The 14,564-nt window shown below is 43.7% G+C and carries 10 protein-coding genes and 3 tRNA genes; all 13 read left to right on the top strand.

All coding sequences use genetic code 11. From position 1 onward, the window contains the following. Positions 1-16: 16 nt before the first annotated feature. The 13 genes from V6E90_RS15625 to V6E90_RS15685 all read left to right on the top strand — a co-directional run bounded on the left by V6E90_RS15625 (position 17) and on the right by V6E90_RS15685 (position 14,437). A tRNA-Gly gene (locus tag V6E90_RS15625) sits at positions 17-92 on the top strand. 13 nt (positions 93-105) lie between these two features. After that, positions 106-180, top strand: a tRNA-Thr gene (locus V6E90_RS15630). A 164-nt stretch (positions 181-344) separates the two neighbouring features. Next, complete coding sequence (tuf, locus tag V6E90_RS15635; RefSeq protein ID WP_332605857.1) at positions 345-1,535, top strand: elongation factor Tu; 1,191 nt, start codon at positions 345-347, stop codon at positions 1,533-1,535. 54 nt (positions 1,536-1,589) lie between these two features. Then, positions 1,590-1,665, top strand: a tRNA-Trp gene (locus V6E90_RS15640). A gap of 76 nt (positions 1,666-1,741) precedes the next feature. Further along, on the top strand, positions 1,742-2,182 hold the full coding sequence (gene secE / locus V6E90_RS15645; RefSeq protein ID WP_332605858.1) for a preprotein translocase subunit SecE: 441 nt from the start codon (positions 1,742-1,744) through the stop codon (positions 2,180-2,182). Between the two features lie 7 nt (positions 2,183-2,189). Next, positions 2,190-2,723, top strand: coding sequence for a transcription termination/antitermination protein NusG (gene nusG / locus V6E90_RS15650; RefSeq protein ID WP_004656291.1), 534 nt, complete (start codon positions 2,190-2,192; stop codon positions 2,721-2,723). Between the two features lie 112 nt (positions 2,724-2,835). Continuing rightward, positions 2,836-3,264, top strand: a complete 429-nt coding sequence (rplK, locus tag V6E90_RS15655; RefSeq protein ID WP_004637639.1) for a 50S ribosomal protein L11 — start codon at positions 2,836-2,838, stop codon at positions 3,262-3,264. Between the two features lie 3 nt (positions 3,265-3,267). Next, entirely contained in the window at positions 3,268-3,963 is a 696-nt protein-coding gene (gene rplA, locus V6E90_RS15660) for a 50S ribosomal protein L1 (protein WP_004656290.1), read from the top strand. A 312-nt stretch (positions 3,964-4,275) separates the two neighbouring features. Continuing rightward, positions 4,276-4,782 (top strand): 50S ribosomal protein L10, encoded by a 507-nt coding sequence (rplJ, locus tag V6E90_RS15665; protein ID WP_016542291.1) that lies wholly within the window; start codon positions 4,276-4,278, stop codon positions 4,780-4,782. 42 nt (positions 4,783-4,824) lie between these two features. After that, complete coding sequence (rplL, locus tag V6E90_RS15670) at positions 4,825-5,193, top strand: 50S ribosomal protein L7/L12 (protein ID WP_004656287.1); 369 nt, start codon at positions 4,825-4,827, stop codon at positions 5,191-5,193. A gap of 309 nt (positions 5,194-5,502) precedes the next feature. Then, positions 5,503-9,591, top strand: coding sequence for a DNA-directed RNA polymerase subunit beta (rpoB, locus tag V6E90_RS15675; protein WP_332605859.1), 4,089 nt, complete (start codon positions 5,503-5,505; stop codon positions 9,589-9,591). 122 nt (positions 9,592-9,713) lie between these two features. Then, the gene (gene rpoC / locus V6E90_RS15680) at positions 9,714-13,907 is read left to right on the top strand and encodes a DNA-directed RNA polymerase subunit beta' (RefSeq protein ID WP_016542294.1); all 4,194 of its coding nucleotides are present in this window, start codon (positions 9,714-9,716) and stop codon (positions 13,905-13,907) included. A gap of 164 nt (positions 13,908-14,071) precedes the next feature. Beyond that, positions 14,072-14,437: a hypothetical protein gene (locus tag V6E90_RS15685; RefSeq protein ID WP_016542295.1), complete on the top strand. Its 366-nt coding sequence runs from the start codon at positions 14,072-14,074 to the stop codon at positions 14,435-14,437. Positions 14,438-14,564: the final 127 nt, after the last annotated feature.

Genomic DNA, 14,564 nt, shown 5'->3' on the forward strand with positions numbered 1-14,564 from the left:
TGGTCAGTACCAACATGCGGGAGTAACTCAGTTGGTAGAGTGGCAGCCTTCCAAGCTGCATGTCGCGAGTTCGATCCTCGTCTCCCGCTCCATATCGAAGATGTCGCTCTTATAGCTCAGTGGTAGAGCACTCCCTTGGTAAGGGAGAGGTCTCGAGTTCAAATCTCGATAAGAGCTCCAGATATACAGCTTAGTGGAATTTCCACAACATTTTAAAGAAGCAGGCTATTATAGTCTGCTTTTCAAGTATTAGGTGTCTAGTTTTTTAGGCGAATGTCGATTAAGAAGGTTTTTCAGGGTTGTTTTTCTCTAAACTGGCGTCGACGTAAACGAGGAAAATCAAAATGGCTAAGGCTAAGTTTGAACGTAACAAACCACACGTAAACGTGGGTACAATTGGTCACGTTGACCATGGTAAAACAACTTTAACTGCTGCGATTGCAACTATTTGTGCAAAAACTTACGGCGGTGAAGCGAAAGATTACTCACAAATCGACTCAGCTCCTGAAGAAAAAGCACGTGGTATTACAATTAATACTTCACACGTAGAATACGATTCTCCAATCCGTCACTACGCTCACGTAGACTGCCCGGGCCACGCCGATTATGTTAAAAACATGATTACTGGTGCTGCTCAGATGGACGGCGCGATCCTTGTATGTGCTGCGACTGATGGTCCAATGCCACAAACTCGTGAACACATCCTTCTTTCACGTCAGGTTGGTGTACCTTACATCATCGTATTCTTGAACAAGTGTGACCTTGTTGATGATGAAGAATTACTTGAATTAGTAGAAATGGAAGTTCGTGAACTTCTTTCTACTTATGACTTCCCAGGTGATGACACTCCAATCATCCGTGGTTCAGCGCTTCAAGCATTAAACGGTAATGACGGTCCTTATGGCGAGAAAGCTGTAATCGACTTAGTTGCTGCGCTTGACTCTTACATCCCAGAGCCAGAACGTGCTATCGATAAAGCATTCTTGATGCCAATCGAAGACGTATTCTCTATTTCAGGCCGTGGTACAGTAGTAACTGGTCGTGTAGAAGCTGGTATCGTAAAAGTTGGTGAAGAAGTTGAAATCGTAGGTATCAAAGATACGGTTAAGACAACTGTAACTGGCGTTGAGATGTTCCGTAAACTTCTTGACGAAGGCCGTGCTGGTGAGAACTGTGGTATCTTACTTCGTGGTACTAAGCGTGAAGACGTACAACGTGGTCAAGTACTTGCTAAACCAGGTACAATCAAGCCGCACACTAAATTCGACGCAGAAGTATACGTACTTTCTAAAGAAGAAGGTGGTCGTCATACTCCATTCCTTAACGGTTACCGTCCACAGTTCTACTTCCGTACAACTGACGTAACTGGCGCGATTAAATTACAAGATGGCGTAGAAATGGTAATGCCTGGTGACAACGTTGAGATGTCAGTAGAGTTAATTCACCCGATCGCAATGGACCCAGGTCTACGTTTTGCGATCCGTGAAGGTGGTCGTACTGTGGGTGCTGGTGTTGTTGCTAAAGTAACTGCATAAGCCCAAGACTGTGTTACACTCAAATCGGAAGCTTCGGCTTTCGATTTGCATAATAGGCTAGTAGTTCAATTGGTAGAGCGTCGGTCTCCAAAACCGAATGTTGGGGGTTCGAGTCCCTCCTGGCCTGCCACTTTTTTTTTATAAAAAAGCTTAATTCTGGCTGAGTTGTCATATAATAAGTCGCGAATTCTACGACGAGTAAAAAAATGTCGAATGATAAATCGCGTGACGCATTAAGCGACGCGCCAATCCCTCAAAGAAATAATGCCGTTGAAGTTGTAAACTCTGGCTCTCCACTTGATATTGTCTTGTGGTTGATTGCTATCGTTTTATTGATCGGCGCCGCATTGGTAAATCAGCATTTACCGGCCTATTGGGCACCTGCAAATGATATTTGGGTGCGCGTTGGGGTAATTTTGGCTTGTGTCGTCGTCGCTTTAGGTTTATTATACGCCACCCATCAAGGCAAAGGCTTTGTGCGTTTGTTGCAAGATGCGCGAATTGAACTGCGTCGAGTGACCTGGCCAACAAAACAAGAGACGATCACGACATCGTGGCAAGTGCTTTTGGTTGTACTCATTGCATCATTGGTTTTATGGTGTTTTGACTACGGGTTAGGTTGGTTTATTAAGTTAATTATCGGGTAAGAGTGCGATGAAACGTTGGTATATTATTCATGCCTATTCAGGTTTTGAAAAACAAGTGATGCGTTCACTTAATGACCGAATCCAGCGCAGCACTGTTGCTGATAGTTTTGGTGAAGTCCTCGTCCCTACTGAAGAAGTAGTGGAAATGAAGGATGGTAAGAAGCGTAAGTCTGAACGTAAATTCTTTCCTGGCTATGTATTAGTCGAAATGGAAATGAATGATGATACTTGGCACATTGTTAAAGAGTGTCCAAAGGTTCTTGGTTTTATTGGTGGTACACCAGAAAAACCAGCGCCAATCTCACAACGTGAAGCTGATGCGATTCTTGCGCGTGTACGTAATACAGGTGAAGCACCGCGTCCTAAGACGATGTTTGAACCTGGTGAAGAATTGCTCGTTATTGATGGTCCGTTCACTGACTTTAAAGGGGTCGTGGAGGAAGTTCAATACGATAAGTCACGTTTAACGTTGACGATTAATGTATTTAATCGACCAACTCAGGTTGAACTCGAGTTTCGCCAAGTCGAAAAAACGATTTAATCTGCGTAGGTTGATAAGCGCCCGATCTGATCGGGCATTGTTGTTCTAACACTTCGGTGTTGTTTAATTTTTTGGGGAGCCTAACGGCGTCTGTACCCAGAGGTAATTTTCAATGGCTAAGAAGATTGACGGCTATATCAAGCTGCAAGTTCCAGCTGGTAAAGCAAATCCATCTCCACCAATTGGTCCTGCTTTAGGTCAACGTGGTGTAAACATCATGGCATTCTGTAAAGAATTCAATGCTGCTACACAAAAACTTGAAGTTGGTTTGCCAATTCCTGTCGTGATCACTGTGTACAACGATAAGTCGTTCACTTTCATCATGAAAACTCCACCTGCATCTATTCTTCTTAAGAAAGCTGCTGGTATTCAAAAGGGTTCTTCTGTACCTAACAAAACTAAAGTTGGTAAGTTGACTCGTGCTCAATTAGAAGAAATCGCGACTACTAAAGAACCAGACTTAACTGGTGCTGATTTAGACGCTCGTGTACGTACCATTGCTGGTTCTGCACGTTCTATGGGCTTGGAAGTGGAGCTATAAGACATGGCAAAGTTAACTAAACGTCAAAAAGCCATTGCTGCTGCTGTAGAAGCAAACAAAGTTTACACTTTGGAAGAAGCAGTACAAGTTCTTAACAGCCTTCCAGCTGCGAAGTTCAAAGAATCTTTAGATATCGCTGTAAACCTTGGCGTAGATCCACGTAAATCTGATCAGGTTGTTCGTGGTGCTACAACTTTACCTGCAGGTACTGGTAAAACTGTACGTGTTGCAGTATTTGCTCAAGGTGCTGCTGCAGAAGCTGCGAAAGCTGCTGGTGCTGATATCGTTGGTTTTGATGACCTTGCTGAAAGCATTCAAGGTGGAAACCTTGATTTCGACGTAGTGATTGCTGCTCCTGATGCAATGCGCGTTGTTGGTAAGTTAGGTACGATTCTTGGTCCACGTGGCTTAATGCCAAACCCTAAAGTGGGTACAGTAACTCCTGATGTTGCTAACGCGGTTAAGAATGCTAAATCTGGTCAAGCACGTTACCGTGTAGACAAAGCGGGTATCATCCACGCTGCGATCGGCCAACTTGGCTTTAGCGAAGAAGCTGTACGTCAAAACGTTGAAACTTTAATTGCAGACTTGAAAAAGTTAAAGCCTGCAACTTCTAAAGGTGTATACGTTAAAAAGATCACTTTGAGCTCAACTATGGGTCCTGGTTTGATCGTTGACGTAAGCAACGTTTCTAAGTAATTTGCAAGAATTTTAAAGCCCTGAAAAGCTCCCTCTCTTTATAGGAGAGGGTTGGGGAGAGGTTTTATACCCTCATCCCTACCTTCTCCCTGAGGGAGAAGGGGTTTTTAGGCAAACTTTGAATTGATAAATGAATATTTATCAGCGTCAAAGACCTCAGGCGAGAAATATTTTCGAATATTTTTCTTAATCATCCAGTCTGAGTAGACGCGGTGGTGTGATTTATTCCTCCTCCGCGTGTAAGCCTGAAAGGGTTTACGAATTGGGAGTGCATCCATCTGGGTGCATAAATCACCGTTAGGAGGTTTTACAATGGCTCTTCTTATCGAAGACAAAAAACAGATTGTTGCTGAAGTAAGCGAAGTTGCTTCTAAAGCATTTTCTGTTGTTGTGGCTAACTATCAAGGTTCAAGCGTAGAGCAATTAACACAACTTCGTGTTGAAGCTCGTAAGCTAGGTGTTACAACACGTATCGTGCGTAATACTTTAGCTAAGCGTTCATTTGAAGGTACTCAATTTGATATCTTGAATGACGACCTTGTTGGCCCAACCATTCTCGGTTTCTCAACTTCTGAAGATGACATGGGTGCAGCTGCACGCTTGTTCGAAGAATTTGCGAAAGCTAACAAAGCTTTTGAATTAAAAGCTGCTGCATTTGATGGCAAAGTTTATCAAGGTGCTGAAGTTAGTGTAATTGCAAATCTTCCGAACCAAGAAAAAGCGCTTACGATGCTTGCCTCTGTCCTTCAAGCTCCTATTTCGAAATTGGGTCGCCTTATTACGGCACTCAAAGAGAAAAACGAGTCAGAAGCGGCTTAATCCTACTTTCACACCATTCAATATCCATTTGGAGTTATTCTCATGGCTTTAACAAACGAAGAAATCTTAAACGCAGTTGCTGAAAAAACTGTTCTTGAACTTGTTGAATTAATCTCTGCTTTCGAAGAGAAATTTAACGTATCTGCTGCTGCTGTTGCTGTTGCTGCTGCTCCAGGCGCTGCTGCTGCTGCTGAAGAACAAACTGAATTCAACGTAGAGTTGACTTCTTTCGGTGCTAACAAAGTTGCTGTAATTAAAGCAGTTCGTGAAGCTACTGGCCTTGGTCTTAAAGAAGCTAAAGATCTTGTTGAAGGCGCTCCTGCAGTTCTTAAAGAAGGCGTTTCTAAAGAAGAAGGCGAAGAACTTAAGAAGAAGCTTGAAGAAGCTGGTGCTACAGTTACACTTAAGTAATTCTGTAGGGAGTCGATTTTTTCAAAATCGGCTCCAAAAAATGGCTGATGGCTCTTGGGTCATCAGCCTTTTTGCGTTACAATAATCGGCTCGTTTTTTGTTAGTTTCGTGTTTGAAACGCACGTTATTTAAACAAACAACACAAAATCAAACGCTTACCAATATTTTTTTGCTTATAAAAATATTGTTAAGCGTTTTAATACCACTAAAAATTGCAGCATTTGTAAACAGTGGTGGCCATATCGGCCTGCGTAATTCCTTCTAAGCCCGTTCTGCAGGCGGGCTTAGTTTACTTTCCGAGGACTCCAGATGGCATACTCATATACCGAAAAGAAACGGATCCGTAAGAATTTTGGTAAATTGCCCCACGTAATGGAAGCACCGTACTTACTTTCGATTCAGGTCGATTCGTACCGTACATTCTTACAAGGCGGTAAAACTCCAAAAAATCGCGAAGATATCGGTCTCCAAGCCGCATTTCGTTCAGTTTTTCCTATTGAAAGTTATTCTGGCAATGCTGCTTTAGAATTTGTTGAGTATAGCCTTGGTAAGCCTGAGTTTGACGTACGTGAATGTATTTTACGTGGTTCAACTTATGCGGCACCAATGCGCGTAAAAATTCGTTTGATCATTAAAGATCGTGAAACGAAATCAATTAAAGACGTTCGTGAACAAGAAGTCTACATGGGTGAAATGCCACTCATGACCGATAACGGTACTTTCGTTATTAATGGTACTGAGCGTGTAATCGTATCTCAATTACACCGTTCACCAGGCGTATTCTTTGACCATGACAAGGGTAAAACCCACTCAAGCGGTAAAGTGTTGTATTCAGCACGTATTATCCCTTACCGTGGTTCATGGTTAGATTTTGAATTTGATGCTAAAGATTTAGTATTCGTACGTATTGACCGTCGTCGTAAGTTGCTTGCGACTGTGATTTTACGTGCCTTAAATTATAGCAATGAACAAATCTTGAATTTGTTCTATGAAAAAGTACCTGTATATCTTGATATGGGTAGCTATCAAATTGACCTCGTTCCAGATCGCTTACGTGGTGAAATGGCGCAATTTGATATCTTGGACAATGATGGTAAAGCGATCGTTGAACAAGGTAAACGTATTAATGCACGTCACGTACGTCAAATGGAAGCTGCAAACTTAGCGAAGCTTTCTGTACCTGATGAATATTTATATGAGCGTATTACAGCTGAAGACATTCCATTGAAAAATGGCGATGTGATTCCTGCAAATACCGTGCTTAGCCATGAAACTTTGGTGAAGTTGGCAGAAGGTGGTGTTAAACAATTTAACATCCTATTCACTAACGACATTGATCGTGGTTCTTTCGTTGCAGATACATTACGTGCAGATACAACTACAGGCCGTGAAGAAGCGCTTGTTGAAATCTATAAAGTAATGCGTCCAGGCGAGCCGCCAACAAAAGAAGCTGCTGAAAACTTATTCAACAACTTGTTCTTCTCTTCTGAGCGCTATGACCTTTCTCCAGTAGGTCGTATGAAGTTCAACCGTCGTTTGGGTCGTCCTTACGAAGTGGGTACGGATCAGAAGTCACGCGAAGTTGAAGGTATTTTGTCGCACGAAGATATCATCGATGTACTGCGTACATTGGTTGAAATCCGTAACGGTAAAGGTGAAGTCGACGATATCGATCACTTGGGTAACCGTCGTGTACGTTCTGTTGGTGAAATGACTGAAAACCAATTCCGTGTTGGTTTAGTTCGTGTTGAACGTGCTGTTAAAGAGCGTTTAAGCCAAGCAGAAACTGATAACTTGTCTCCACAAGATTTAATCAACGCAAAACCAGTTGCTGCTGCAATCAAAGAATTCTTTGGTTCAAGCCAGTTGTCTCAGTTCATGGACCAAAACAATCCATTGTCTGAGATTACACACAAACGTCGTGTATCTGCGCTTGGTCCTGGTGGTTTGACACGTGAACGCGCAGGCTTCGAAGTTCGTGACGTACATCAAACTCACTATGGTCGTGTTTGTCCAATTGAAACGCCTGAAGGTCCAAACATTGGTTTGATCAACTCGCTTTCTGTCTATGCAAAAGCGAATGACTTCGGTTTCTTGGAAACACCATACCGTAAAGTTGTTGATGGTCGTGTAACTGATGAAGTTGAATACTTATCTGCAATTGAGGAAGTAGGTACTGTCATTGCACAGGCCGATTCTGCAGTGGATAAAGATGGTACGTTAACTGAAGAAATGGTTTCTGTACGTCATCAAGGTGACTTCGTTCGTATGTCGCCTGAGCGCGTAACCCATATGGACGTTTCTGCGCAACAGGTTGTATCTGTCGCAGCGTCATTGATTCCATTCCTTGAACACGATGATGCGAACCGTGCATTGATGGGTTCAAACATGCAACGTCAGGCTGTTCCTACCTTACGTGCTGACAAGCCGCTTGTTGGTACGGGTATGGAAGCAAACGTAGCACGTGACTCAGGTGTATGTGTGATCGCTGACCGTGGTGGTGCGATTGAATATGTAGATGCATCTCGTATCGTGATTCGTGTCAACGAAGATGAAATGATCGCGGGTGAAGCAGGTGTAGATATCTATAACCTGATCAAATATACACGTTCAAACCAAAATACATGTATTAACCAAAATGTCATCGTGAACTTGGGCGACAAAGTTGCTCGTGGTGATATCTTGGCTGATGGTCCATCGACTGACATGGGTGAACTTGCGCTAGGTCAAAACATGCGCGTCGCGTTCATGACATGGAACGGTTATAACTACGAAGACTCGATCTTACTTTCTGAGCGTGTTCTTCAAGAAGACCGTTTAACGTCGATTCACATTCAAGAATTGTCATGTGTAGCGCGTGATACCAAGTTAGGCGCAGAAGAAATTACTGCCGATATTCCTAACGTAGGTGAAGCTGCACTGTCTAAATTGGATGAGTCAGGTATTGTTTATATCGGTGCTGAAGTGACTGCAGGTGACATCCTTGTTGGTAAGGTAACACCTAAAGGTGAAACTCAGTTAACACCTGAAGAAAAATTACTTCGCGCAATCTTTGGTGAAAAAGCGGCTGACGTAAAAGACTCGTCTTTACGTGTTCCGTCTGGCACTAAAGGTACGGTGATTGACGTTCAAGTCTTCACTCGTGATGGTTTGGAAAAAGATGAACGTGCTCAAGCAATTGAGAAAGCTCAGTTGGATGCATACCGTAAAGACTTGAAAGAAGAATACAAAATCTTCGAAGAAGCAGCACGTGAACGTATTGTTCGTTTGTTGAAAGGTCAAGAGTCTAACGGTGGTGGTTCAACCAAACGTGGCGATAAGCTTTCTGAAGACGTATTGTCTGGTTTAGAGCTGGTTGATTTACTAGAAATCCAACCGACTGATGAAGCAATCGCAGAGCGTTTAACTCAAATTCAAGTATTCTTGAAAGAGAAGAGCTACGAGATTGACGAGAAGTTTGCTGAGAAGAAACGCAAACTTTCTACAGGTGATGAATTAACAACGGGCGTATTGAAAGTTGTTAAGGTTTACCTTGCTGTTAAACGTCGTATCCAGCCTGGTGATAAGATGGCGGGTCGTCACGGTAACAAGGGTGTTGTATCTAACATCTTACCAGTCGAAGACATGCCGCATGATGCCAATGGTGTACCAGTCGACATCGTATTGAACCCATTGGGTGTACCGTCACGTATGAACGTGGGTCAGATTCTTGAGACTCACTTGGGTATGGCGGCCAAAGGTCTGGGTGACAAACTCGAAAAAATGTTGAAAGAACAGCGTACAGTGTTAGAACTACGTGACTTCTTAGACAAGATTTATAACAAGGTTGGTGGCGAACAAGAAGAGCTAGATAGCTTGACTGACGCAGAAATCTTGGCACTTTCAGGCAACTTACGTGCTGGTGTTCCATTGGCAACACCTGTATTTGATGGTGCTGAAGAAAGTCAGATTAAAGACTTACTTGAACTTGCTGACATCTCACGTACAGGTCAAACGGTATTGTTTGACGGACGTACAGGTGAACAGTTTGACCGTCCTGTAACTGTAGGTTACATGTACATGCTCAAATTGAACCACTTGGTTGATGACAAGATGCATGCACGTTCAACAGGTTCTTACTCACTTGTGACCCAACAGCCGCTTGGTGGTAAAGCACAATTCGGTGGTCAGCGTTTCGGTGAGATGGAAGTATGGGCACTTGAAGCATACGGTGCAGCATATACTCTCCAAGAAATGCTTACTGTGAAGTCGGATGACGTCGAAGGCCGTACACGCATCTATAAGAACATTGTAGATGGTAACCATTATATGGATCCGGGTATGCCTGAATCGTTCAACGTATTGACCAAAGAGATCCGTTCTTTAGGTATCAACATTGAACTGAAAAATGGTGACTAAAAAATCTCCTCCAACCCCTCTTTGAGAAAGAGAGGGGGGATTCGAGATTCCCAAATTTCAGTAAAAACAATATTTGTGACCCAGTCGGGTGAGCTTAGCTCCTCGACACACGGAGAAAAAAATTGAAAGACTTGCTCGATATCATGCGTAAGAAAACGGATTCAGAAGGTCATGCACCTATTGAATTTGACCGTATCCGTATTGGTCTTGCGTCACCAGAGATGATTAAGTCATGGTCTCACGGTGAAGTTAAAAAGCCTGAAACCATTAACTACCGTACTTTTAAACCTGAACGTGACGGTTTGTTCTGTGCCAAAATCTTTGGTCCAGTAAAAGATTACGAATGCTTGTGTGGTAAATACAAGCGTATGAAATACAAAGGCGTCATTTGTGAAAAATGTGGCGTTGAAGTAACAACTGCGAAAGTTCGTCGTGAACGTATGGGTCACATCGAGCTTGCGTCTCCAGTTGCACACATCTGGTTCTTGAAATCATTACCGAGCCGTATCGGTTTACTTCTTGATATGACATTACGTGATATCGAGCGCGTATTGTATTTCGAATCTTATGTTGTTACTGATCCTGGTATGACTCCGTTTGAAAAGTATCAGCTTTTAACAGACGAAGAATACTACAATGCACTTGAAGAACACGGTGATGAATTCACTGCGAAAATGGGTGCAGAAGCTGTTCAGGATTTATTAAAAGATATCGATCTTGAAGCCGAGATTGCACGTTTACGTGAAGAAATTCCACAAACAACCTCTGAGACGAAACTTAAAAAAGCGTCTAAGCGTTTGAAATTGATGGAAGCTTTCAAAGATTCGAACAACAAGCCTGAATGGATGGTGATGAATGTACTGCCAGTACTTCCACCAGACTTACGTCCGCTTGTACCACTTGAAGGTGGTCGTTTCGCGACTTCAGACTTGAACGATTTATATCGTCGTGTGATCAACCGTAACAACCGTTTGAAGCGTCTTCTTGACCTTGCTGCGCCAGACATCATCGTACGTAACGAAAAACGTATGTTACAAGAGTCTGTTGATGCGTTGCTTGATAACGGTCGTCGTGGTCGTGCGATTACAGGTTCAAACAAACGTCCATTGAAATCTTTGGCAGATATGATCAAAGGTAAACAAGGTCGTTTCCGTCAAAACTTGCTCGGTAAGCGTGTTGACTATTCTGGTCGTTCGGTTATTACCGTTGGTCCTACTTTACGTCTTCACCAATGTGGTCTTCCGAAGAAAATGGCACTTGAATTGTTCAAGCCATTCATTTTCGCGAAACTACAAGCCTCTGGCCAAGCAACAACCATTAAAGCTGCGAAGAAAATGGTTGAGCGCGAGACGCCGGAAGTTTGGGACGTTCTTGCTTCTGTGATTCGTCAACATCCAGTGATGTTGAACCGTGCGCCAACACTTCACCGTCTAGGTCTTCAAGCATTTGAACCTATTCTGATCGAAGGTAAGGCGATCCGTCTTCACCCACTCGTCTGTGCTGCGTTTAACGCCGACTTCGATGGTGACCAAATGGCGGTACACGTTCCATTGACATTGGAAGCACAGCTTGAAGCGCGTGCGTTGATGATGTCGACCAACAACATCTTGTCACCTGCAAACGGTGAGCCAATCATCGTTCCTTCTCAGGACGTGGTCTTGGGTCTTTACTACATCACGCGTGATGCGGTAAATGCCAAAGGTGAAGGCATGGTGTTTGCAGATACTCACGAAGTTAACCGTGCTTTAGCAACGGGTAAAGTTGCAATTCATGCACGCGTGAAAGTACGTGTACACCAAACGGTGATTGATGAAAATGGTCAACGCGAAAAGCAAACCATTATTGTTGATACAACACCAGGTCGCTGCTTGTTGTGGGAAGTTGTTCCACAAGGTTTAAGCTTTGAATCGATCAACCTTGAGATGACCAAGAAAAACATCTCGAAGTTAATCAACTCTTGCTACCGTAAACTTGGTTTGAAAGATACAGTTATCTTCGCTGACCAATTGATGTATTTGGGCTTCCGTCAAGCGACGCGTTCAGGTGTATCTGTTGGTATGGAAGACATGTTGATTCCACCAACCAAGCATACGATTATCGATAAAGCTGAAACTGAAGTTCGTGAAATTGAACAACAGTTTGAGCAAGGTTTCGTAACTGCGGGCGAACGTTATAACAAAGTTGTCGATATTTGGGCGCGTACCAACGACCAAGTTGCGAAAGCGATGATGGACAACTTGTCTTATACCCTTGTGAAAAACAAACAAGGTGAAGACGAGAAGCAGAAATCATTCAACTCGATTTACATGATGTCTGACTCGGGTGCCCGTGGTAGTGCGGCGCAGATTCGTCAGCTTGCGGGTATGCGTGGTTTGATGGCGAAGCCGGATGGCTCGATCATTGAGACCCCAATTAAAGCGAACTTCCGTGAAGGTTTGACGGTACTTCAGTACTTCATCTCGACACACGGTGCGCGTAAAGGTTTGGCCGATACCGCATTGAAAACTGCGAACTCGGGTTACTTGACTCGTCGTCTTGTAGACGTAGCACAAGATTTAGTGATTACTGAATCGGATTGTGGTACAGCTGGTGGCTTGGTGATGACTCCATTCATTCAAGGTGGTGACGTAATCGAACCATTACGCGATCGCGTATTGGGTCGTGTAACTGCTGAAGACGTACGTCGTGCATCTGATGATGAAGTGGTTCTTCCACGTGGTACCTTAATTGACGAGAAAATTGCTGCTCAGCTTGAAGAAGCGGGTGTCGATGAAGTTAAAGTCCGTTCAGTTATCGCATGTGAATCTGCATTCGGCGTTTGTGCGAAATGTTACGGTCGTGACCTTGCACGTGGTCACTTGGTGAACCCAGGTGAATCTGTTGGTGTAATGGCTGCACAGTCAATTGGTGAACCGGGTACACAGTTAACAATGCGTACCTTCCACGTCGGTGGTGCTGCGAGCCGAACGTCTGCTGCAAACAGTGTTCAAGTCCGTAACAAAGGTACTGTACGTTTCCACAACGTGAAAACTGTACAACATGCTAAAGGTCACTTGGTGTCTGTTTCACGTTCAGGTGAAATTGGTATTGCGGATGACTTAGGTCGTGAGCGTGAGCGTTATAAACTTCCTTATGGTGCAAGCATCTTGTTGAAAGATGGTGAAGCTGTAGAAGCTGGCGGTATCGTAGCGACTTGGGATCCACATACACATCCATTGGTTACAGAAGTTGCTGGTAAAGCGCGTTTCAGCCAGATCGCTGATGGCGTAACTGCAACATCAAAAACTGATGATGCAACAGGTATGACCACTGTTGAAATCTTGCCTGTAACAGCGCGTCCTGCTTCTGGTAAAGATTTACGTCCTGCAATCGTGTTGGATACAACCGATGGCGGCGAACAGTTCTACTTCTTGCCACAAAACACAATTGTGACTGTCCGTGATGGCGAAACGATTGGTGTGGGTGACGTCATTGGTCGTGTACCACAAGAAACTTCACGTACTCGTGATATTACCGGTGGTCTTCCGCGTGTAGCTGACTTGTTCGAAGCACGTAAGCCGAAAGAGCATGCGATTCTTGCAGAAGTATCAGGTGTTGTTAGCTTTGGTAAAGAGACCAAAGGTAAGAACCGTTTAGTGATCAGTCCAGATGACGGTTCTGAGATTTACGAAGAATTGATTCCAAAATGGCGTCAAATCAACGTGTTCGAAGGTGAGCATGTGAACCGTGGCGAGACGATTTCTGATGGTCCACAAAACCCACATGACATCTTGCGTTTGAAAGGCGAAGTTGCGTTAACTAACTATATCGTGAACGAAGTTCAAGACGTTTACCGTCTCCAAGGTGTAAAAATCAACGATAAGCACATTGAAGTTGTTGTACGTCAAATGTTGCGTAAAGTTGATATCACTGATGGCGGTGACACAAGCTTCATCAAAGGTGAGCAAGTGGATTACATCCGCGTTGTTCAAGAGAACCAAGCTGTCTTGGCTCAGAACAAGTTCCCTGCGAAGTTTGAACGTCAATTGATGGGTATCACCAAAGCATCACTTTCTACTGACTCGTTCATCTCTGCGGCATCGTTCCAGGAAACCACACGCGTGTTAACTGAAGCGGCTGTAACAGGTAAAGAAGATGATTTACGCGGCTTGAAAGAAAACGTTGTTGTGGGTCGCTTGATCCCAGCCGGTACAGGTCTTGCTTACCACTTGGAGCGTCGTCGCCAAGAAGCAGAAGCTGCTGAATTTGAACTTCATAACGATTTCAGTGAAGTTGACCAAGCATTTAGTCAAGCGTTGAACTCAGACCAGTTCTAAGTTCTAGCGAATAGAAAAGGCACCTTCGGGTGCCTTTTTTTGTGGAAAAATGAAGCAATTGTTACAAAAACACATTAGAGCTTCAGTATTTGATTACTTAATCAAAGTAAACAGTTCATTAAACAATACTATCCTATGCACATCTGAGGAGAGGAAGAGTTCTAATGAAAAAAATGATGATGGTTGCAGGTGTTGCTTTAATGTCTAGCACGCTATTTGTTGGTTGCCAAAATGCGAGTCCCGAAAGTAAGCGTATTGGTGCTGCTGCGATTGGTGGTGGTGCAGGTGGTGCTGTCGGTAAGCATGTCGGCGGTAATTTAGGCGCAGGTCTAGGTGCTGCACTTGGTGCTGGTGTTGCTGCGAATGCCAAAGGCTCGAATAGTAAAAATACCAGAAACAGTGCCATCGGTGCTGGTTTAGGTGCCGTGATTGGTGGTGCCGTATTGGGTGGAGACTCAGGTGCTGCAGTGGGTGGTGCGCTGGGTGGTAGTGCTGGTTCTGCTTATGGCGAGAAAAAAGGCAAGTACTAAGCTGTTTATGAGTTTGATTCAAAACTAAAGTCAGGGACGCTATCTGATGATTAGTATCTGTATCATCTCATTATATAAATGGGCTTTTCTCAGTAAAAAATACCGCTGAGAAAAGCTTTATTGCTAA

Origin of the sequence: Acinetobacter sp. ESBL14, from assembly GCF_036668815.1 — a bacterium.
Classification (GTDB): domain Bacteria; phylum Pseudomonadota; class Gammaproteobacteria; order Pseudomonadales; family Moraxellaceae; genus Acinetobacter; species Acinetobacter gyllenbergii.

Excerpts from the sequence above, each read along its gene's own strand:
- tuf (WP_332605857.1), top strand. The coding sequence starts at position 345 with ATGGCTAAGGCTAAGTTTGAACGTAACAAACCACACGTAAACGTGGGT.
- secE (WP_332605858.1), top strand. The coding sequence starts at position 1,742 with ATGTCGAATGATAAATCGCGTGACGCATTAAGCGACGCGCCAATCCCT.
- nusG (WP_004656291.1), top strand. The coding sequence starts at position 2,190 with ATGAAACGTTGGTATATTATTCATGCCTATTCAGGTTTTGAAAAACAA.
- rplK (WP_004637639.1), top strand. The coding sequence starts at position 2,836 with ATGGCTAAGAAGATTGACGGCTATATCAAGCTGCAAGTTCCAGCTGGT.
- rplA (WP_004656290.1), top strand. The coding sequence starts at position 3,268 with ATGGCAAAGTTAACTAAACGTCAAAAAGCCATTGCTGCTGCTGTAGAA.
- rplJ (WP_016542291.1), top strand. The coding sequence starts at position 4,276 with ATGGCTCTTCTTATCGAAGACAAAAAACAGATTGTTGCTGAAGTAAGC.
- rplL (WP_004656287.1), top strand. The coding sequence starts at position 4,825 with ATGGCTTTAACAAACGAAGAAATCTTAAACGCAGTTGCTGAAAAAACT.
- rpoB (WP_332605859.1), top strand. The coding sequence starts at position 5,503 with ATGGCATACTCATATACCGAAAAGAAACGGATCCGTAAGAATTTTGGT.
- V6E90_RS15685 (WP_016542295.1), top strand. The coding sequence starts at position 14,072 with ATGAAAAAAATGATGATGGTTGCAGGTGTTGCTTTAATGTCTAGCACG.